This window comes from Salinimicrobium sediminis (genome assembly GCF_900215295.1).
In the GTDB taxonomy this organism is placed as follows: domain Bacteria; phylum Bacteroidota; class Bacteroidia; order Flavobacteriales; family Flavobacteriaceae; genus Salinimicrobium; species Salinimicrobium sediminis.
Genome location: NZ_OCMF01000001.1, coordinates 105,624 through 125,187 on the forward strand (window position 1 = coordinate 105,624; position 19,564 = coordinate 125,187).

19 protein-coding genes are annotated in these 19,564 nt (G+C 42.6%); 14 read left to right on the top strand and 5 right to left on the bottom strand.

The features are described 5' to 3' along the window. The first annotated feature begins 638 nt into the window (after positions 1 to 638). The 13 genes from CRO16_RS00520 to tnpA all read left to right on the top strand — a co-directional run bounded on the left by CRO16_RS00520 (position 639) and on the right by tnpA (position 14,179). Complete coding sequence (locus tag CRO16_RS00520; protein ID WP_097055718.1) at positions 639 to 2,504, top strand: ABC-F family ATP-binding cassette domain-containing protein; 1,866 nt, start codon at positions 639 to 641, stop codon at positions 2,502 to 2,504. An 85-nt stretch (positions 2,505 to 2,589) separates the two neighbouring features. Continuing rightward, positions 2,590 to 3,477, top strand: a complete 888-nt coding sequence (locus tag CRO16_RS00525) for an O-methyltransferase (RefSeq protein ID WP_097054408.1) — start codon at positions 2,590 to 2,592, stop codon at positions 3,475 to 3,477. 848 nt (positions 3,478 to 4,325) lie between these two features. Continuing rightward, positions 4,326 to 5,033 (top strand): ABC transporter ATP-binding protein, encoded by a 708-nt coding sequence (locus tag CRO16_RS00535; RefSeq protein ID WP_097054410.1) that lies wholly within the window; start codon positions 4,326 to 4,328, stop codon positions 5,031 to 5,033. Positions 5,034 to 5,159: 126 nt separating this feature from the next. Then, positions 5,160 to 5,324: a hypothetical protein gene (locus CRO16_RS16065; RefSeq protein WP_179670463.1), complete on the top strand. Its 165-nt coding sequence runs from the start codon at positions 5,160 to 5,162 to the stop codon at positions 5,322 to 5,324. 82 nt (positions 5,325 to 5,406) lie between these two features. Continuing rightward, positions 5,407 to 5,601 (top strand): hypothetical protein, encoded by a 195-nt coding sequence (locus CRO16_RS16030; RefSeq protein ID WP_143544383.1) that lies wholly within the window; start codon positions 5,407 to 5,409, stop codon positions 5,599 to 5,601. Positions 5,602 to 5,914: 313 nt separating this feature from the next. Continuing rightward, positions 5,915 to 6,490, top strand: a complete 576-nt coding sequence (locus tag CRO16_RS00540) for a cob(I)yrinic acid a,c-diamide adenosyltransferase (protein WP_097054411.1) — start codon at positions 5,915 to 5,917, stop codon at positions 6,488 to 6,490. A gap of 153 nt (positions 6,491 to 6,643) precedes the next feature. Continuing rightward, the gene (locus CRO16_RS00545) at positions 6,644 to 6,865 is read left to right on the top strand and encodes a DUF2795 domain-containing protein (RefSeq protein ID WP_008272287.1); all 222 of its coding nucleotides are present in this window, start codon (positions 6,644 to 6,646) and stop codon (positions 6,863 to 6,865) included. A gap of 87 nt (positions 6,866 to 6,952) precedes the next feature. Continuing rightward, positions 6,953 to 10,312, top strand: a complete 3,360-nt coding sequence (secA, locus tag CRO16_RS00550) for a preprotein translocase subunit SecA (RefSeq protein WP_097054412.1) — start codon at positions 6,953 to 6,955, stop codon at positions 10,310 to 10,312. Between the two features lie 428 nt (positions 10,313 to 10,740). Then, on the top strand, positions 10,741 to 11,259 hold the full coding sequence (locus CRO16_RS00555) for a DUF4199 domain-containing protein (RefSeq protein ID WP_097054413.1): 519 nt from the start codon (positions 10,741 to 10,743) through the stop codon (positions 11,257 to 11,259). A 192-nt stretch (positions 11,260 to 11,451) separates the two neighbouring features. Then, the gene (locus tag CRO16_RS00560; RefSeq protein WP_097054414.1) at positions 11,452 to 12,177 is read left to right on the top strand and encodes a VIT1/CCC1 transporter family protein; all 726 of its coding nucleotides are present in this window, start codon (positions 11,452 to 11,454) and stop codon (positions 12,175 to 12,177) included. 159 nt (positions 12,178 to 12,336) lie between these two features. Then, positions 12,337 to 12,834 carry a DUF2383 domain-containing protein gene (locus CRO16_RS00565; protein WP_179670464.1) on the top strand — a complete coding sequence of 166 codons (498 nt, stop codon included), beginning with the start codon at positions 12,337 to 12,339 and terminating at the stop codon, positions 12,832 to 12,834. Between the two features lie 128 nt (positions 12,835 to 12,962). Then, positions 12,963 to 13,544 (top strand): DUF2911 domain-containing protein, encoded by a 582-nt coding sequence (locus tag CRO16_RS00570; RefSeq protein ID WP_097054416.1) that lies wholly within the window; start codon positions 12,963 to 12,965, stop codon positions 13,542 to 13,544. A 173-nt stretch (positions 13,545 to 13,717) separates the two neighbouring features. Next, positions 13,718 to 14,179 carry an IS200/IS605 family transposase gene (tnpA, locus tag CRO16_RS00575; RefSeq protein WP_097054417.1) on the top strand — a complete coding sequence of 154 codons (462 nt, stop codon included), beginning with the start codon at positions 13,718 to 13,720 and terminating at the stop codon, positions 14,177 to 14,179. A gap of 271 nt (positions 14,180 to 14,450) precedes the next feature. Here tnpA and CRO16_RS00580 read toward each other — a convergent pair whose 3' ends face one another. The 5 genes from CRO16_RS00580 to CRO16_RS00605 all read right to left on the bottom strand — a co-directional run bounded on the left by CRO16_RS00580 (position 14,451) and on the right by CRO16_RS00605 (position 18,413). Continuing rightward, the gene (locus tag CRO16_RS00580) at positions 14,451 to 15,137 is read right to left on the bottom strand and encodes a peptidoglycan DD-metalloendopeptidase family protein (protein ID WP_097054418.1); all 687 of its coding nucleotides are present in this window, start codon (positions 15,135 to 15,137) and stop codon (positions 14,451 to 14,453) included. 19 nt (positions 15,138 to 15,156) lie between these two features. Beyond that, positions 15,157 to 16,557 (bottom strand): hypothetical protein, encoded by a 1,401-nt coding sequence (locus tag CRO16_RS00585; protein ID WP_097054419.1) that lies wholly within the window; start codon positions 16,555 to 16,557, stop codon positions 15,157 to 15,159. Continuing rightward, positions 16,538 to 17,152, bottom strand: coding sequence for a hypothetical protein (locus tag CRO16_RS00590; protein ID WP_097054420.1), 615 nt, complete (start codon positions 17,150 to 17,152; stop codon positions 16,538 to 16,540). The genes CRO16_RS00585 and CRO16_RS00590 overlap by 20 nt, the downstream gene beginning before the upstream one ends. Further along, the gene (locus CRO16_RS00595) at positions 17,136 to 17,681 is read right to left on the bottom strand and encodes an RNA polymerase sigma factor (protein ID WP_097055719.1); all 546 of its coding nucleotides are present in this window, start codon (positions 17,679 to 17,681) and stop codon (positions 17,136 to 17,138) included. Before CRO16_RS00595 ends, CRO16_RS00590 begins: the two co-directional genes overlap by 17 nt. A 297-nt stretch (positions 17,682 to 17,978) precedes the next feature. Beyond that, positions 17,979 to 18,413: an organic hydroperoxide resistance protein gene (locus tag CRO16_RS00605; RefSeq protein WP_097054422.1), complete on the bottom strand. Its 435-nt coding sequence runs from the start codon at positions 18,411 to 18,413 to the stop codon at positions 17,979 to 17,981. 71 nt (positions 18,414 to 18,484) lie between these two features. On the opposite strand from CRO16_RS00605, the gene meaB reads away from it, so the two are divergent. After that, positions 18,485 to 19,558 carry a methylmalonyl Co-A mutase-associated GTPase MeaB gene (gene meaB, locus CRO16_RS00610; RefSeq protein WP_097054423.1) on the top strand — a complete coding sequence of 358 codons (1,074 nt, stop codon included), beginning with the start codon at positions 18,485 to 18,487 and terminating at the stop codon, positions 19,556 to 19,558. The last annotated feature ends 6 nt before the right edge of the window (positions 19,559 to 19,564 follow it).

The window sequence follows — 19,564 nt, forward strand, 5'->3', positions numbered from 1 at the left end:
ATTAATTAACTGAAAACAAATATAAGTTTTTATAATGGTCGGTCTTGTGGTTCCCTAATTTTCTGTTAGCTGTTGGCTGTTGACTGTTAGTTTTTAGCCTTTAGCTAATAGCCATTCGTTTTTCTGTTCGACGGAGGAAGTTAAAGCCTCTGTTCTTGAAATAATTATTAAAATAACCAGTCGAACGAACTGCAGAAAAATTCTTAGCACTTCCTCCTTTAATCCCGATGGCTATTGGGAGGGGCAAAATAGCGCGGATACGGAGACAAATTCGTGTTCTCATCAGGAGATTGCCGCGGTCGGGCTGCCCCCCTCCCTCGCAAAGACGGTGGAAATTGACCTCCCGCATCATAGCGCCTCCCTTTAGTCCCGATAGCTATCGGAAGGGGCAAAGAAGCGCGGATACAAAATTTTTCCTCTTATCATTTTGTTCGACCCCCACCCGACCTGCGGGCATCCATACCCCCACCCCAACCTGCGGCCCTCCTGAAACAAGTTCAGGACAGGCTCCCTCCAAAGGAGGGGACACTATTAATGAAGTTTTTTGGAATTTGGTGCTTGTAATTAGGAATTTACTCCTGTTAAATGTTCATTGCTAATTGATCATTGAAATACCTACTTTTGCCAAAAATAACTGCGTGAATTATTTATCTGTTGAAAATGTAGCCAAGGCCTATGGCGAAAGGGAGCTGTTCAGAAATCTTTCTTTCGGGATCAATGAAGGGGATAAGGTGGGATTTGTGGCGAAAAATGGAACGGGGAAAACTTCCCTGCTAAACATCCTTTCGGGTGCCGATACTCCCGATGCCGGGAATGTGGTTTACCGCAAGGACATCACCACTGCATTTCTTCCGCAGGAACCCAACCTCGATCCAAACTTAACGGTTGAGCAGACTATTTTCGCTTCAGACAATGAGATCCTCAAGGTGATAGAGCGCTATGAAAAGGCCCTTGAAAATCCTGATGATGCCGATGCGTACCAACAGGCATTTGAGCAGATGGATGCGCACCAGGCCTGGGATTTTGAGACGACCTACAAACAGATCCTCTTTAAACTGAAACTGGAGGACCTGCACGCAAAAGTGGGCAGTCTTAGTGGCGGACAAAAAAAACGCCTCGCCCTGGCCTCCATGATCCTCAACAAACCCAATCTCATTATAATGGATGAACCTACCAACCACCTGGATCTGGATATGATCGAGTGGCTGGAAGAGTTCTTCCGCAAGGAAAATTTCACAATATTTATGGTAACGCACGACCGCTACTTCCTAGAAAGGGTGTGTAACGAGATCGTAGAACTCGAGGACGGCAATCTCTATACTTACAAAGGCAATTACTCCTACTACCTAAGCAAAAAGGATGAACGCATTGCTTTAGAACAAACGAATACAGACAAGGCCAAGCAGCTTTTCAAAAAGGAACTGGACTGGATGCGCCGGCAGCCAAAAGCCCGTACTACAAAGTCAAAGTCGCGCATCGACGATTTCTTTGAAATAAAAGACCGTGCTTCCAAGCGTCGAAATGACCACGAGGTACAGCTGGAGATCAATATGGAGCGCCTCGGGAATAAGATAGTCGAATTCCACAATGTCTCGAAAAGCTTTGGAGATCTTACACTGCTTGATAAATTCAACTATAATTTCCAACCGGGAGACCGCATTGGGATCATTGGAAAAAACGGGACCGGAAAATCCACTTTTCTGAACATCCTTACCGGTGGCATTGAACCCGACTCCGGAAAGATCACCATAGGCGAGACTATTAAGTTCGGTTATTACACCCAAAGAGGAATCGAGGTCAAGGAAGGTCAAAAGGTGATCGATGTGATAAGGGAATTTGGGGATTATATTCCGCTGAAGAAAGGGAGACAGATCTCTGCTCAGCAACTCCTTGAGCGCTTCCTTTTTGACCGCAAGAAGCAATATGATTACGTGGAAAAGCTGAGTGGCGGGGAAAAGAAAAGATTGTACCTGTGTACCGTTCTCATTCAGAATCCCAACTTCCTCATCCTGGATGAGCCTACCAACGACCTTGACATTGTAACCCTGAACGTGCTGGAGAACTTCCTGCTCGATTTCCCGGGCTGCCTGGTAGTGGTTTCTCACGACAGGTATTTCATGGATAAGATCGTAGATCACCTCTTTGTATTCAAAGGAAAAGCCGAAATTGAAGATTTCCCCGGAAATTACTCCGATTACCGGGAGTATGAAGCCAGCTCTGTTTCTGAACCTTCTGAAAAACCTGAAGCTTCAACCGATAAAAAAGCCTGGAAAAAAGAAAGCAGCACTAGTGCCGGACTCACCTATAATGAGCAGAAAGAGTACAACAAGCTCGAGAAAGAGATCCACAATCTTGAAAAGAAAAAGGAAGAGGTGCAAAAAAAATTCCTGCAGGATCTAAATCCGGAGGAGATTGAAAAGGCTTCCAAGGAGTTGAGCAAAATCGAAGACGAGATAGTGCAAAAGACGGAGCGGTGGTTTGAGCTTGGGGCGAAGATGGAGTAATGGGATTGGTTAATTAGGGATTAATTAATCAGATAATTATTAGCCGTGTTAATTGTTAATTGATAATAGTTCATTGTTCATTGTAATGGCTTACATAAAGTTCCTTTTCCGCTCCACAAATCAGCATGGAGTGCATTCACCTTTTGTATACAGTCTTGTGACAAGATGCTTTAACGACAGGAAGAAATATTCCGCTTATAGAATTCTGAAAGATTACCGCAAATCTCTGCTGAAAGACAAAAGAACTATTCATATAAAGGATTTCGGAGCAGGAAGCAGAGTGTTCAGATCTGAGGAAAGAAAGGTGTCAAAAATGGCAAAAACCGCAGGGATTTCCCCCAAACGCGCCCGACTCCTGAATCGGCTGGTGAGGTATCTGGAGGTAGACAGTGCTCTTGAACTTGGGTCTTCCCTGGGACTAGGTACGGCAGCAATGGCAGCAGGAAATAGAGTAAAGATCACCACAATTGAAGGGTGCCCGGAAACAGCTGCGATAGCAAAGGAGAAATTTGAAGAATTCAACCTTAAAAATATTCAGCTAAAGGTTGGGAGATTTGAAGATTTTCTGAAGGAAAGTGCAAAAACAAATTCCAATTCCCAAATCCCAAATCCCAAAAAGTCCGATGGCGCGGATTTACAATCCGTGCCGACTCATTTCTCAATACTCAATACTCACAAATCACAACCCGCAACAGATAACTCTGAACTCTTAACTCATAACTTTGACCTACTATTCGTTGACGGTAACCATCAAAAAGAGGCTACTCTAACTTATTTCAAAAAACTACTTCCCACAGTCCATAATGACTCCGTCATGATCCTGGACGACATCCACTGGTCTAAAGGCATGGAAGAAGCCTGGGAAGAAATTAAAGCCCACCCACGGGTAAAAGTCACTATAGATACTTTTCAGTGGGGGCTGGTCTTTTTCAGAAGAGAACAGGAAAAGGAACATTTTGTGATCAGAATGTGAACAAGCTGTTGGCTATTGGCCATTAGCTTTTTTTCTGTCTTTGCGAGAAGCCGACAAGGCGACGAAGCAATCTGCCACTTCAGGAGTTTTTCATGACCTTCTTTCTTTCTTTTCTTAATTCTGCTACCCATCAGAGATTGCCGCAGTCGGGGTGTCCCCTCCCTTGCAATTACACTTGGAGTAAAAAAAGCTGTTGGCTGTTAGCCCTTGGCCATTAGCTTTTTTCCGTCTTTGCGAGAAGCAGACAAGGCGACGAAGTAATCTCCTTCTCCATGAACTTTTCACGTCATTCTTTCCTCCTTTTCCTAATTCTGCTACCCATCATGAGATTGCCGCGGTCGGGGTGTCCACTCCCTTGACACTCGGAGCAAAATAAAGCCGTTGGCTATTAGCTATCGGCCTTTGGCTTCTTTTTTTAGGAATATTTTGCTCCTCAAATGTTTTTGTGCGCTTCCTCCCTTCAGGGCCGGTGCAAGGAAGCGCGAAAAATTTTTATTTCTCCCCACTCCGACCTGCGGCCATCCTGAAACAAGTTCAGGACAGGCTCCCTCCGTAGGAGGGGACCACTTCACAAGCTTTAGTACAGGAAACAATAATTCAAAGCAGTTGGCGCGGATCTGTGAGCCGTGACGAGCTCCATCATTATAATAAAAACCGGCTTCGACCAAATTTCTACACCTGCCGGCTGTAGAAATAGCTCAGCCTGACAATGTGTGGATATCGAATGAGCACGAACAAATCTTCAATTCGATTATGTTCATTGCTAATTGATAATTGCTAATTGTTAATTGAACAGATTGTAACAAACTCCCCTACCTTGCGTCTAACTTTGTGAATTCAGACTTTATATGAGCAGCGTAATCAAGATCAGGCAAATTACCAGGGATTTTTTCCTGGGGCAGGAAATAGTAAAAGTTTTAAAAGGCATAGACCTGGATATTGAAAAAGGGGAATATGTCGCCTTTATGGGTCCGTCGGGATCGGGAAAATCAACCCTGATGAACCTGTTAGGGTGTTTGGATACACCAACTTCGGGACAATATATCCTCAATGGAAAGGATGTAAGCCAAATGAGTGACGACGAACTTGCCGAGATCCGAAACAAGGAAATCGGATTTGTATTCCAGACGTTCAACCTTCTCCCCCGCACCACCGCTTTGGACAATGTAGCCTTACCCATGATCTACGCCGGAGCCTCAAAAGCTGAGCGGAAGGAACGAGCAGAAAAAGTACTTGCCGATGTGGGACTTGCAGACAGGATGGACCATAAACCCAATCAGCTTTCGGGAGGTCAGAGGCAAAGAGTTGCTGTGGGACGGGCGTTGGTCAATAATCCATCCATTATTCTTGCCGATGAACCAACGGGAAACCTGGATTCAAAGACCTCCGTGGAGATCATGAACCTGTTCGATGAGATCCATGCCGCAGGAAACACAGTGATCCTGGTGACCCACGAAGAAGATATTGCCCGCCACGCCCACCGAATCATACGCCTCAGGGACGGAATAATCGAAAGTGACGAAAGGAAGGAAATGAATGTGGAAGTACGAAGTTAGAAGTACGACTTTTAAATTCTACTTTCATTGAAAATTTGCAATTGGAAACTGACAAAAAGACCCTTTTTCGGACTTCTAAGTTTTCAATCTACTTGCAAAAAATTATCACATCTAACTTCTCGATAAATGTCTTTTTTTGACAGCGATATACTCCTATACATCATCCTAATCGTGGTATTCCTGGCATTTTTTTTTGGAACAGAAATCAGTCGAAGAAGAACCGGAACAATAGCAGGAACAGGAGCTTCAGGAAACGATACAACGAGAGAAAGAAAAAATATTGATACATAATTATCTAGTTTTTAACACTCCTTCCCCTTCCGCATATCAGGTTTTTTAGGTAAATTATATTCCACTTTAAAACCGTGTTGCCATGGAAATCTCCTGGACCAACGAAATTTTCCTCTACCTCGCACTGTTATGCATTTGCGTCTCATTTTTCCTGTGGCTAAGAAGTCGTAAAAGAAGAAAAAAGGAGCTGGAATGGCGTCGTTCGCTCAGTGACAGGATCCGTGGAAAATTCAACAGAAGAAATAATTCCCCTCCCGAAGTTAATATTGGCGAGTAGAAGTATGAATTAAGAAATTAGAAGTAGGATTTTAGAAGTACGAAGGGATGAGGACTGGCAACGGGAAACCGGCAACAGTTTTTCCAACCGGCACTCTTCACTCGCAACCACCATGAAGCATTGCGTAATTTTAAGTTGCGGGGGCGCGGCAACCGGCAACAGGATCCCGGCACCACTTTTTCCAACCCGAGACCCCCAACCTTCACAACCTGAAACCAAACCTGCAACATTTTCGAACCTCCACCTCTTATATTAAACACAAATTTTTTCCTATTTTAGGCACCCTTCCGCAGAGGAAGCTTAAAGAGAAACTATGAAGATATATACCAAGACCGGGGACAAAGGTACTACTGCACTTTTTGGCGGTACCCGCGTTTCCAAACATCATATTCGTATTGAAAGCTATGGCACTGTAGATGAACTTAATTCCCACCTGGGCATGTTAAGGGATCAGCAAATTGATGAACACAGCCATGAGATCCTTTTGAGAATACAGGACCGACTCTTCACCATTGGTTCCACTTTGGCTACAGATCCCGAAAAAGCGGTCCTTAAAAGTGGAAAACAACGCCTGGAAATCCCAAAGGTTTCCATTGAAGACATTGAGCTGCTGGAGCAGGAAATGGACAAAATGAACGAAGAGCTGCCGCCTATGACACACTTTGTGCTTCCGGGTGGTCATCAAACCGTGTCAGTTTGTCACATTGCCCGCTGCGTCTGCCGCCGCGCCGAACGTCTTGCAACTGCCTTATATGAAATTGAACCCTTTGAAGATACCGTATTACAGTACCTCAACCGCCTAAGTGACTACTTGTTTGTGCTGGCACGAAAGTTGTCTCAAGATTTGCAGGCAAATGAGATCCAATGGATCCCCCAAAAGGAATCATGATCTTACGAACCACTACTTCCCTAAAAGCCCTTTAAATACAAGGCTTTACAGTTGAAGCCTACGTTCTTTTAAATTATTGATAAAAAAGTGATTTTTTTCTTGACTATCTCGTCAAAAAAATTATTTTTGCAGAAATTATAAACCGATTAACCAATGTATTGGACATTAGAATTAGCATCCTACCTTAGTGATGCCCCATGGCCCGCCACAAAAGATGAGTTAATTGACTACGCCATCAGGACGGGTGCCCCACTGGAGGTCGTTGAAAACCTTCAGGCAATTGAAGATGAGGGTGATTCCTATGATTCAATTGAGGAGATCTGGCCGGATTATCCTACAGATGAGGATTACCTCTGGAATGAAGATGAATATTAAACGCATACAAAGATAAACACAGAAAAAAGTCTCAGAATTGAGGCTTTTTTTTTGCGTAACTTTGATTTATTAAAACCACAAAAACATATGAGTTTTTTAGATACCGTATTGAAAGTTTTTGTTGGCGACAAGTCTAAAAAAGACATAAAAGAAATTCAGCCTGTCGTTGATAAGATCCTTGCCCTTGAAAAAGAGTTCGAAGCCTATAGTCTGGACGAACTTCGAGCGAAAACCACCGCTTTTAAAACCAGAATTCAGGAGGCCCTTAAGGAGGTAAATGAACAGATCGCCGCCCTTACCGCGGAAGCTGAGGAAACCGAAGATATCACGAGGAAAGAAGATATTTATTCTGAAATAGATGCACTTAAAGAAAGATCCTATGAGATTTCTGAAGGGGTATTGAATGATATACTTCCGGAAGCTTTTGCGACTATAAAAGAAACTGCAAAACGCTTTAAGAACAATCAGCAATTAAAAGTAACTGCCAATGCTTTTGACAGGGAAATTTCTGCCGAGAAAGATTACGTCAATCTTGACGGAGATTTTGCAATTTGGAACAACTCCTGGGATGCTGCAGGAAAACCTGTAACCTGGGATATGGTACATTACGATGTACAGCTCATTGGTGGGGTTGCCATGCACCAGGGAAAAATTGCAGAGATGCAAACAGGGGAAGGTAAAACGCTTGTGGCTACATTACCAATGTACCTCAATGCTCTTACCGGAAAAGGTGTGCACCTGGTTACAGTAAACGATTACCTTGCAAAAAGGGATAGTGCCTGGATGGCACCTTTGTTTCAGTTTCACGGCCTTACCGTTGACTGTATAGATTACCACAGACCAAATTCCGCAGCGCGAAGAAAAGCCTATAACGCAGATATCACCTACGGAACCAACAATGAATTCGGTTTTGATTACCTGCGCGATAATATGTCTCACTCCCCGGACGACCTTGTGCAGCGTTTTCATAATTATGCTATAGTGGATGAGGTGGATTCTGTATTGATCGATGATGCAAGGACACCGCTGATCATCTCAGGACCAATTCCTAAGGGGGATGTTCACGAGTTCGACCAGTTAAAACCTGCTATTGCCAATATCGTTGATGTACAACGAAAATACCTTACCGGAGTTTTAGCTGAAGCCAAAAAACTTATTGCTGCCGGTAATACTGAAGAAGGGGGACTACAATTACTACGCGTCTACCGCGGACTTCCAAAGAACAAAGCTCTTATTAAATTTTTGAGTGAGGAAGGCGTAAAAGCTCTCCTTCAAAAAACTGAAAACAAATATATGGCCGATAACAACCGGGAAATGCCTACGGTTGATGCAGAGCTGTATTTTGTGATCGAAGAAAAGAACAACCAGATCGATCTTACCGATAAAGGAATTGAATTCCTTTCCGGAAAGGATGATCCCGATTTCTTTGTGTTGCCCGAAATTGGGATGGAGATCGCTAAGATTGAAAATGAAGGCCTTTCTAAAGAAGATGAAGCCGAAAAGAAAGAAGAACTTTTCCGTGATTATAGTGTAAAGAGTGAACGTATCCATACCATGCGTCAGCTGTTGAAAGCATACACCCTGTTTGAAAAAGATACAGAATATGTGGTGATGGATAACAAGGTGAAGATCGTGGATGAGCAAACCGGTCGTATTATGGAAGGACGTCGCTACAGCGACGGTCTCCACCAGGCGATCGAAGCTAAGGAAAACGTAAAGATCGAAGATGCCACCCAGACCTTTGCAACGGTTACCTTACAGAACTACTTCAGGATGTATAGCAAACTCTCAGGAATGACGGGTACGGCAGTGACCGAAGCCGGGGAATTCTGGGAGATCTATAAACTCGATGTTGTCGAAATTCCAACGAACCGTCCTATTGCAAGAGCAGATAAGGAGGATCTGGTTTATAAGACCAAAAGAGAAAAATATAACGCGGTGATTGACCATGTAACTGAACTTTCCCGTGCGGGAAGGCCGGTGCTCATTGGTACGACTTCCGTAGAAATTTCAGAATTGCTTAGCCGTATGCTTACGCTTCGCAAAGTACCTCATAATGTACTTAACGCGAAACTGCATAAAAAAGAAGCCGATATAGTTGCCGAAGCAGGTAATTCAGGCGTTGTGACCATTGCTACTAACATGGCGGGTCGTGGTACTGATATTAAATTATCCAAAGAAGTGAAAGAAGCCGGCGGTCTTGCCATTGTAGGTACCGAACGCCATGATTCCCGACGCGTTGACCGGCAGTTAAGAGGTCGTGCAGGACGGCAGGGAGATCCGGGAAGTTCACAGTTCTATGTATCTCTTGAAGATAACCTAATGCGTCTCTTTGGTTCCGAAAAGATCGCAAAACTTATGGACCGTATGGGTCTTGAAGAAGGTGAAGTGATCCAGCATTCCATGATCTCAAAATCTATCGAGCGGGCCCAGAAAAAAGTAGAAGAGAACAACTTTGGAGTACGTAAAAGGCTGCTGGAATATGATGATGTGATGAACGCTCAGCGTGAGGTTGTTTACAAACGTCGCTATCATGCCTTGTTTGGAGAAAGACTTCGTGTGGATATCGCCAATATGATCTATGATACTTCGGAAAATATTGCGGAAACCAATAAACTTGCGAACGACTATAAGAATTTTGAATTTGAACTGATCCGCTATTTCTCCATGAGTTCTCCTGTAACTAAAGAGGAATTTGAAAAAATGGATTTCCAGAAGGTTGCCAACGTGGTCTATGAAGCTGCGTATAAGCATTACCGTGAGAAGATGAAGCATAATGCTGAAGCTGCTTATCCGGTGATCAAGCAGGTTTGGGAAGATAAAGGCAATAATTTCGAACGTATAGCGGTACCATTTACCGATGGGGTTAAATCCCTGCAAGTGGTCACAAATCTTCAGAAAGCTTATGAAACTGAAGGTAAACAGCTTATTACCGACTTTGAAAAGAACATCAGTTTAGCCATTATAGACGACGCTTGGAAAACCCATTTAAGAAAAATGGATGAGCTGAAGCAGAGCGTTCAGTTGGCGGTACACGAGCAGAAGGATCCTTTATTGATCTATAAGTTTGAAGCCTTTGAACTGTTCAAGGTTATGCTTGACCAGGTAAATAAGGATGTGATCTCTTTCCTTTTCAAAGGAGAACTTCCTGCACCTAACCCCGATCAAATTAGGGAAGCAAGACAAACCAGAAGAAAAGAACAGGTTGAAACGTCGAAAGAAGAAATCCCAAATATGGACGAGAGAGCTGCACAAAGCAGAGCGGCTGGTCAAACTCAGCAGCGACGCCCGCAGGTGACAGAAACCATTACCAGGGAACGGCCAAAAATAGGGCGCAATGATAAAGTCACTATTAAAAATGTGATGTCCGGTGAGAATAAAAGCATGAAGTTCAAACAAGCTATCCCGCTTCTTGATAAAGGGGATTGGGTGCTTGTTGATGAATAACCGCTAAATCAGAACACAAATATTTCTCCTCTTACAAAATGGAGAGGGGTGTGATCAGTGGTAAGTATATTTTTATTAAAAAGGTCTGAAGGCAAAATTGCTTTTCAGACCTTTTACTTTTTAGAATAACCTGCGCCGCTAAATTTATTCCTGTATCTCATCTTATTAAAGAGGGAACACCGTCATGCTGAATTTATTTCAGCATCCCTTCAGAATTTTTTTAACCTTAAAACTCCCTAAGACTAAGGACAGGTTGATAGGTAAATATTTATGTGAGACTGTATAAATTTTAGCATCTCTTCAAATTGCATTTTTATCGAGTAAACCTGAAAGCTCAGAAGGAAGTGTATCCTAAATTCAGCCTCTTTTTTAACGACTTATTTTAATAAGACTTTTTTCGTTAAATTTAGATCACTAACCTGAGCGTCATGAGCAAGTATCGCATTGAAATCAAATGGGCCATAATTTTTTCGGTAGTCATGATCCTTTGGATGATTGGAGAAAAATTATTCGGGCTGCATGATGAGTATATCTCCGAGCATGCTTTCTACACCAGCTTTTTCGCAATTGTAGCCATTGGGATCTACCTGTTTGCTCTTTATGACAAGCGTAAAAATTTTCATAATGGTTTCATGAGCTGGAAAGAAGGTTTTAAAGCGGGAGCTATTCTAACCTTGGGGATTGTGATCCTCTCCCCTTTTGTACAACTGCTCATAAGCCAGGTGATCACTCCGGAATATTTCAGAAATATCACGGAGTATTCCGTTCAAGCCGGTGAAATGACAAGGGAAGAAGCCGATACCTATTTTAACCTGAAAAATTACATTATCCAAAGTATGGTATGGGCAGCAATTACCGGCTTAATAACAGCAGCTATCGCTGCACTTATTCTCCGGCGAAAAGTTCCTAATCCGCATCAGGTAAAAGGCACTACTCCTTACAGGTAGTTAACTAAGAACCGTTTAAAGACTGCTTCCGTTGAAAAAGCACAAAAGAAAGATTATGATTTTCCAATCCAACGGCATAATGAGATCAAAGGAAACAGGTACAAAGAGGATGTGAATGTGGAGATCGAAAATGAACTGGAAACCGGTAGGGAACCTCACGGTCCCCAATAATTATATTTAATAATACTCCACATGCAGGAAAAACAACTCCATTCCGGCGGCAAAATTCTCTTTTTTAATAAAGACTATATATCTGAATTCGTTTACGGCGGAATTGACGGAGCCATCACCACCTTTGCCGTTGTCGCAGGAGCCGAAGGTGCCAGCCTCGGAATTTCAGTTGTGATCATTCTGGGCCTGGCCAACCTGATTGCTGACGGTTTCTCCATGTCTGTAGGGAATTTTTTCTCCACTAAAGCTGAAAGGGACGCTTATGAGCGCCACCGGCAGGTTGAGTACTGGGAAGTAGAAAACCTGAGAGAAAAGGAAGTGCAGGAAATAAGAGAAATCTATGCCGCTAAGGGATTTCAGGGAGAATTGCTGGAGCAGGTTGTGGGGGTGATCACTGCCGATAAAGATGTGTGGGTGGATACCATGATGAAAGAAGAACTGGAAATGGTGAAAAGCGATAAGACTCCATACAAGACTGCCGGAATGACTTTTATAAGCTTCCTGATAGTTGGCGCGGTTCCCCTACTCTCCTATGTTTTTGTAGGTTCAGGGCCTGCCATTCAAAAAGATCTTTTTCTCTACTCCTGTATCCTGACGGCGGTAGCACTTGCGATAGTAGGCAGTTTCAAAAGTTTTGTGACAGAGAAGAATATCTTCGTCGGGATCTTTGAAACCTTATTCCTTGGAGGGATTGCAGCAACTCTTGCTTATTTTGTCGGTGATGTTCTGGAAAAGCTTTTCCTGTAGAAGTAAGAATTTTCTATACCTACAGATTCTTAAGGTTTTAATTTCAATTCTTAAATTTTACTGAATATTCTATTAAAAATCAGCGTTTTAACAATTGCTTGGCAGATGTGATGGCTTTGGCGTGATTATCTTCGAATCATACTCTAAAAACGCATGTCTATGGAAGATCGTTTCTCTAAATTTAAAAAGTTGAACTGGCTGCTTTCAGAAAGTTTTGAAGCAGAACGTATTTATTATAATGCGGGCGAAGACGTACAGCAAGTGGAGTTGAAGCGATTTTTCAACCACGAAACTGTAAACAGGAACCGCTTTAGCTATGAAATTTCAGAACAACTTGTACAGGCGGGCGTAGAACCTGCCAAGGAATGGGTCCAAAAAGGTCATCTTGACCGCGACTGGAGAGAAGAGAAGAAAGCTCTTACCAAAAGTCGGCCCCTAAAACTGCTGAAAAAATGCAGAAAAAAGGATGAAGAGAATCTCGAACTTTACAATGAGCTTCTTGAGCAAAAGCAACTGCCAAAGGATGTTTTAAACATCCTGAAAAAACAGAAAAAGGTAATTACCGAAGCCATTGAAAAATGTCAGAGATTTGAATCCGGGGAACAGGCGCTGGATCCACAGAACAGGCCACGGGTTCGCAAACTTAAGGCCATGTAATGGAATTATTTACTTATCTGAACCATTATCAGCCCCTTATAGGGGCTATTGTTTTTCCCGGAAATAGAATCCCGAAATGTCATTTTTGAAAGTTCATGATACGGCCTGGAAATTGATTAAATTAGACCATGCTTACATTGAAAAGGACATTACTGGGCATGGGGATCGCGATAGCGGTGATCATGCTTTCTTACATCATCTATAAGAATAACACTAAATCATTTAGTCCCGAAGATACCGTAGAATACAGTAGCGGCGATCTCGTACTCGAAGTTTTCTATAACCGGCCTTATAAAAAAGACCGGCTGATCTTCGGCGGACTCGTCCCTTACAATGAGGTCTGGCGAACAGGTGCTAATGAGGCCACTACCTTTTTTACTTCAAAGGATATTTTAGTAGATGGCTCTCTCCTTCCCAAAGGGACCTATACTATTTGGACTATTCCTATGGAAAAATCCTGGAAAATAATCTTTAATTCAGAAATGTATCCCTGGGGAATTACGGCAGACGGAATTCCCTCCCGCCTTCCTGAATATGATGTTCTAACTATAGAAGCTCCCGTAAGAAATCTAAAAAACCCGGTGGAGCAGTTCACCATCTTTTTTAATGAAAAGCAGGGGTTCACACATCTCAATTTCGCCTGGGATAAAACCCTGGTGCGAGTCCCCATTAAAGATCCGGAGAACATGGAGCGGGTAAAGGGGGTGTGACTTGATTTGCGTTCAGAATTAAATTGTAAAACGGATAAAATTGTATTACGGCTGGCATCAGAATAAAGAGATTCTGGTTAGTAAAAATTTATGTCCTGCTAAGGACATCATACAGGTAGAAATTAATAATATTAAAACCATCCGTGCCTTTAGGTACGGAATCCAATTATTCTATGGCAAATACATACACGCAAATTCACATCCAGGTAGTTTTTGCCGTACAAAACCGACAGAGTTTAATTCAGCAGAAATTTAAGGATGAACTTTTCAAATACATTACGGGTATAATTCAAAACCATGAACACAAAGTGCTTCAAATAAATGGAATGAAGGACCATATCCACATTCTAATCGGAATGCGCCCCAGCCAATCTCTTTCAGATCTGATGAAGCAGGTAAAACAAGATTCTTCGAAATGGATTAATAACAAGAAATTTATAATGGGAAGATTTTCTTGGCAAGCGGGGTATGGTGCTTTCTCTTATTCTAAATCGCAGTTACCAGATGTGATTAGATATATCCAAAATCAGGAAAAGCATCATCAAAAAATGACCTTTCAGGAGGAATACCTGGCACTTTTAAAAACACATATGGTGGATTTTGATGAACGTTTTGTTTTTAAACCTATAGAATGATTTTACATGCCGTACCTAAAGGCACGGAATTCGAACCTGAAATATTTTTCTACCGATATGCTGTCCCTAAAGGGACAACTGCTTCTCAGCCCACTACCTAAAGGTCATGTTCCCCTTTTGAAAACCTTCTATCGTTCCTACGGAACTCATAATCCAATACCGAGATCTCTCATGCTACCGATCTGCCGCCCCTATGGGATTGTACCAATTTATCATCCCTGACGGGATCCTATCAACCTACCGCCCCTACAGGGCTTCATTTTAGATTGAATTACCTAACCTTCACCAACAAATCAGGATCCGGGCAATTTTGGAGAAAATGATTCAAATCCTTTTTATTGGTAACTCCGGGGTAATCACCTTCTTTGCCTTCCATATCATAAATGATCTGAAAATGTAAATGAGGGGCATAATTACCATTTTCACCGGCATCACCAAGAGCTGCAATTTGTTCCCCCTGCCCTACCTGCTTCCCTATATATAAACCCTGCAGGGAGTTTTTCTGAAGATGTCCGTAAAGCGTATAGAACTTTTCCTCATCCACCTCATGTTCAATAATAATCGTAGGTCCATAATCTCCAAAATTATCATTGTTTTTAAAACTATGAATTCTTCCTTCCAGCACTGCCAGAACTGCTGTCCCTGCAGGTGCCCAGATGTCCAGGCCCAGGTGAATATTTCGGATCAACTCCTCATCTTCAGCAGCCGAAAATAATCCGCTGCGCTTGTACAATCCGCGATGTTCATTGTAACCTCCAAAGGCTACCTGTTTTCCCTGCTTCCGAAGAAAATCATTCAGGTATTGCTGAAAAGCTTCAGGCGAATCAAGTTGTGCCTGAGAGAGTTCAGGGTTATTGATGGAAAGATCTACATGCTGGTAGGTGTCCAAAGAAAAACCGGCATCGATCACAGGAGTAAACCTTGTGGTGAGGCCGGTCAAAAATGTGTTTTCGGGCATTGTTTTTTGCCAAAAATAACTACTTCAGCAGAACATCGCTGAACTTTGCATGAATATTTATAGTACCTCCTGAATTTTGACTGCCGTTGTAACCCTTGAGTTTTTGGTTATCATAGTTACTGCTGGTGCTAAGCTTTAATCCCTTTGGATAATTGACTTCGCTATTGGTGCCGTTATAAGTAATATTGTAGGAAGATTCAGGTAAATCCAGTTCCAGATCACTGTTTTCAAGAGTGATGTCCAGGCTTTTAAAATTCGAAGCCAGTTTGTCGATCTTCAGCTCCCCAAAACTTCCTGCAAGGATCCCATTCTCACTTAATTCCCCAATATGTACGTCACTGGAATTGGAATCCAATTTTATACTCAGGGCTTTATCGATCCTTAGATCCTGTACATAGGCTGCATTAAGCACCCCATAATTCCAGGTCTTTACAGCCACAGGGGTATAGGCCACTTTTAAATTTGTATTCTTTCCGTTAATGCCTGCAGCACTGAATTTTGAATGGGAAATATTCCCCCTAAGATTGTTGGTGTTTCCCGCCAGTTTCACTTCTCCATATCGCACGTCAAGCTTAAGCTGACCGGATCCTGGCATTTTCACCTTAAGCACCTTTTTCGCTGAAGAACCATCTTTGATGATGATCACTCTTTTCTTGCCGTTACCCGGCTGTGACTCTGCCTGTCTTTCAATATTTGCGGCCCAGGCTTCCATTTCCTTACCAAATTCCTCTCCCCATTTCTCCATATCCTTACCGAATTTTTCTCCCCAGGCTTCCATATCCTTCTCAAAGTCTTTGCTCCAGGCTTCCATTTTTAATTCCTGCTTTTTCCATTTGGCAGAATCTTTTTCGAAATTGGCAGCCCATTCTTCCATAGCCTTCTCAAAATCTTTTCCGAAGTTCTTTTCCATTTTCTTCTCAAACTTCTGAAGGTATTTTTCGCCATCTTTCTGATATTCCTGGTAATCGAATTTTACCTCGCTCATACTCGCAAAGAATTCCGGCGGCAGGGGTTGTCCTGAAAGATTTTCCAGCATGGGACCAATCATTTCGGTTAATGGAGCTATCATTTCGGGAAGTTTAGCAAGAGGAGCCTGCAGCCCCGCCATGTTGAAATCTCCCGGATGTCCAGGTGCCCCGGTCGAATTGATCCTGACTTCGGAAGCATTTGCATCAACATCAAGCTTCCATTTCATCAAGGCCTCGTTGGAATTATCTTTTTGTCCACCTTCTAAAAAAGCAGAGACCTGTACTTCATTTTTATCCCAATACTCAACCAAAACCTGTGTATGTCGTGCATCTATGTGTACTGTAACATCTTTATTGGTCTTAAAGGTCTTGTCGAATTTGCTGGTCTGTGCTATCGTAGTGCCTGCACACAACAGCGCCAGCACCAGATATTTAAGCTCTATGATTTTCATTTTCTTTGATTTTAGATTGATTGATATCGTTTATTTTATTTTTCAGTTTATACAGCAGGTCCAGTCTAAGCTGTAGATTCGAGACCATCGCTTCTATCGTACCTTCTGTCAAACCTGTTTCATTTATTTCGGCATTCAATTTTTGATATTCCCTGTCCAATCCTGCGAGCTGCGTCATAAAAGAATCTATAAGCTCTTTGTTGGAATCGTTTACGTCCAGCTTTGCAAGTTCCATATTAAGACTGGCCAGGTAATAATCCTCAATTTTCTTGAACTCGGGAGAAACATCGCTTAACTGGTATTCCTTCGTTACCGGAATTTCCTCCGCAGATTCTTTTTCAGTTTTTACCGGGGCATCTGTGAACTGTTCCCCTCCCATTTCGCTCTCTCTGTTCAGAAAGAAAAAGCTTATTCCGAGCACCACCACTAGTACAGCGGCAATTCTAAGAAAGTAGAACATTCTTCCGGAATCCTTTTTATTTTCCTGCGGAAGGGCCTCCTCCAGCCTGGCCTCAAATCTTTTTTGATGTCCTTTAGGGGGGTTGGAAGGCAGGGTGGTGTCTTCCTGAAACATCTTTCTAATATCCTGTGCCATGTCTTTTATGTTTTAGTTCTTCCTGTAATTTTTTCTTTCCTCGATGCACCAGTGTCCTTGATGCAACCTGAGAGATATTTAATATTTCTGAAATTTCGTCATGATCATATCCTTCAATGAGGTACAACATCAATGGAACTTTATATTTTTCCGGTAGTTCTTCCATGGTTTTCTTCACCTCTTCAATTCCAATTCCATCCTCAACAGACCAATTTTCCTCCTCCTCTACCGTCCCCAGTACCTGTTCATTAATGGCAATTAATTCCAGGCGTTTAGCTTTTAACTTGTCTAAACATTTATTGATCACGATCCTTTTTAGCCATGCGCCAAAAGACACTTCGCCTGTGAACTGATGCAGTTTCGTAAAGGCTTTAATAAATGCCTCCTGCATCGCATCTTCAGCTTCAAACGGGTCGTTGATAAACCTTTGAGCCACATAGTACATGCCGTCGCAATACTTGTTGTAGAGCTTTAGCTGGGCCCTGCGGTCATTGTGTTTGCAAGCCTCTATTAATTGATGTTGTATCAAAATAACTTCAGTTTGGTTGGGTTTCACTTTAAAGACGACAGAAAATTTGTCGTGTTGCAAAAAAGAATTCTTTTTTGACAAATAAATTTAGTTAATAATAAGAAATGAGTTTTCAAGCTTCAATGGACAAGCACCAAATCCCAAATTCCAGAAAATCTTGATCAATTCTTGAGAAAAAAAGTGCAGCAGGAAAAATGCTCTTTTCAGGAAGATTGGGATATAAAAAAAAGGCTTCTCCCGAAGCCTCTTTATTCTAACAATTTTCTGATCACTGATCACCGTTCACTGATCACTAAATTACTCTTCCTCGTCATCAAGCATCAGGTTGAGCGTAACGTCAATGTTATCACGGGTAGCTCTTGAATAAGGGCATATCTCGTGTGCCTCATTTACCAACATTTCTCCTGTCTCCACATCTACTCCGGGAATATAGGAGTCAAGGATCACAGAAAGCTGAAGCTCATCCTCCTCTGTTTTTCCCAGATCTACAGATGCAGTTACAGAAAAGTCTCCCAGATCTATTTTATGTTTTTTTGCAACCACCTGTAAGGCGCTGCCATAGCAGGCAGAATAGCCCGCAGCAAAAAGCTGTTCGGGGTTGGTTTTTTCCTCTCCCTTACCTCCCATGCTCTTAGGTACGCTTAGGTCCAGGTCCAGTATTCCGTCATCACTGGTTACATGGCCTTCTCTCCCGCCGGTTGTTGTTGCCGTTCCGGTATACAATGTCTTCATAATGATGTTTATTTTATCTAAATTAGTTTTCAATATACAAATAAGATCCCACCTGATAATAATATTAAGATTTGACTAAGAAATCGGCATTAAATGAAGCTGAAGGCACCCGTCCCGCCTCGGGAATTAATCCGGGGGCAGCACAAAGGGTCAGGAGTTCCCGAAAAAAAGAGATTGTAATAGAAGAACTAACGCGGGAGATCCTTGCCGGCAATAAAAGGGCCTTAAGCCAGGGCATAACTTTAATTGAAAGCAGGCAGCCTTTACATGGAGAAAAAGCTGCAGCACTGGTAGAAAATTGCCTGCCTTATGCCAACAAATCTATTCGAATCGGAATCACCGGTGTACCGGGTGTTGGAAAAAGTACTTTTATTGAAGCCTTTGGCACCTTCCTGGCAGATCATGGTAAAAAAGTGGCAGTCCTGGCAGTAGATCCTACCAGCAGCGTTACCGGCGGAAGTATTCTTGGCGATAAGACCCGGATGGAAACCCTGGTCAATCATGAAAATGCCTTCATTCGCCCTTCTCCTTCGGGAGATTCCCTTGGAGGCGTGGCGAAAACCACACGTGAAACCATCATTTTATGCGAGGCTGCAGGATTTGATACCCTGCTCATAGAGACCGTTGGCGTTGGGCAAAGCGAAACCACAGTCCATAGTATGACCGATTTCTTTTTGCTGCTGAAATTGGCCGGTGCCGGGGATGAACTGCAGGGAATTAAGCGAGGCATCATGGAAATGGCCGATGCTATTGTCATTAATAAAGCCGATGGAGAAAACCTGAAGCCGGCTGAAAAAGCCAGATCTGAATTCCGGAGAGCCCTACATCTTTATCCGGCGAAGGAAAGTGGCTGGACCCCAAAAGTGCTTCTTACCAGCGCCACAGAAAAGACAGGAATAAAGGAGGTGTGGCAGTTGATCGTGGAATACGAACAGCTGGTAAAAGAGACGGGCCACTTCAGTCAAAAAAGGCAAAATCAGAATAAATTCTGGCTGCTGCAAACCATCAATGAGCATCTAAAGAACAGGTTTTATCAGGATCCGGAGATAAAGAAACTGCTTCCGAAGCAATTGGAGGCTATAGAAAAAAATGAGACTACCCCTTTTGAAGCTGCAGCCTTACTACTTTCAAAATACAGGGATTAGGTAAAA

What these genes read in the sequence shown, in the direction of transcription:
- tnpA (WP_097054417.1), top strand. Translation starts at nt 13,718, where the DNA reads ATGGCAAATACATACACGCAAATTCACATCCAGGTAGTTTTTGCCGTA.
- CRO16_RS00605 (WP_097054422.1), bottom strand. Translation starts at nt 18,413, where the DNA reads ATGAAGACATTGTATACCGGAACGGCAACAACAACCGGCGGGAGAGAA.
- CRO16_RS00560 (WP_097054414.1), top strand. Translation starts at nt 11,452, where the DNA reads ATGCAGGAAAAACAACTCCATTCCGGCGGCAAAATTCTCTTTTTTAAT.
- CRO16_RS00585 (WP_097054419.1), bottom strand. Translation starts at nt 16,557, where the DNA reads ATGAAAATCATAGAGCTTAAATATCTGGTGCTGGCGCTGTTGTGTGCA.
- CRO16_RS00590 (WP_097054420.1), bottom strand. Translation starts at nt 17,152, where the DNA reads ATGGCACAGGATATTAGAAAGATGTTTCAGGAAGACACCACCCTGCCT.
- CRO16_RS00555 (WP_097054413.1), top strand. Translation starts at nt 10,741, where the DNA reads ATGAGCAAGTATCGCATTGAAATCAAATGGGCCATAATTTTTTCGGTA.
- CRO16_RS00525 (WP_097054408.1), top strand. Translation starts at nt 2,590, where the DNA reads ATGGCTTACATAAAGTTCCTTTTCCGCTCCACAAATCAGCATGGAGTG.
- CRO16_RS00570 (WP_097054416.1), top strand. Translation starts at nt 12,963, where the DNA reads ATGCTTACATTGAAAAGGACATTACTGGGCATGGGGATCGCGATAGCG.
- CRO16_RS00535 (WP_097054410.1), top strand. Translation starts at nt 4,326, where the DNA reads ATGAGCAGCGTAATCAAGATCAGGCAAATTACCAGGGATTTTTTCCTG.
- CRO16_RS00540 (WP_097054411.1), top strand. Translation starts at nt 5,915, where the DNA reads ATGAAGATATATACCAAGACCGGGGACAAAGGTACTACTGCACTTTTT.
- CRO16_RS00545 (WP_008272287.1), top strand. Translation starts at nt 6,644, where the DNA reads ATGTATTGGACATTAGAATTAGCATCCTACCTTAGTGATGCCCCATGG.
- secA (WP_097054412.1), top strand. Translation starts at nt 6,953, where the DNA reads ATGAGTTTTTTAGATACCGTATTGAAAGTTTTTGTTGGCGACAAGTCT.
- CRO16_RS16030 (WP_143544383.1), top strand. Translation starts at nt 5,407, where the DNA reads ATGGAAATCTCCTGGACCAACGAAATTTTCCTCTACCTCGCACTGTTA.
- CRO16_RS16065 (WP_179670463.1), top strand. Translation starts at nt 5,160, where the DNA reads ATGTCTTTTTTTGACAGCGATATACTCCTATACATCATCCTAATCGTG.
- CRO16_RS00565 (WP_179670464.1), top strand. Translation starts at nt 12,337, where the DNA reads ATGGAAGATCGTTTCTCTAAATTTAAAAAGTTGAACTGGCTGCTTTCA.
- CRO16_RS00580 (WP_097054418.1), bottom strand. Translation starts at nt 15,137, where the DNA reads ATGCCCGAAAACACATTTTTGACCGGCCTCACCACAAGGTTTACTCCT.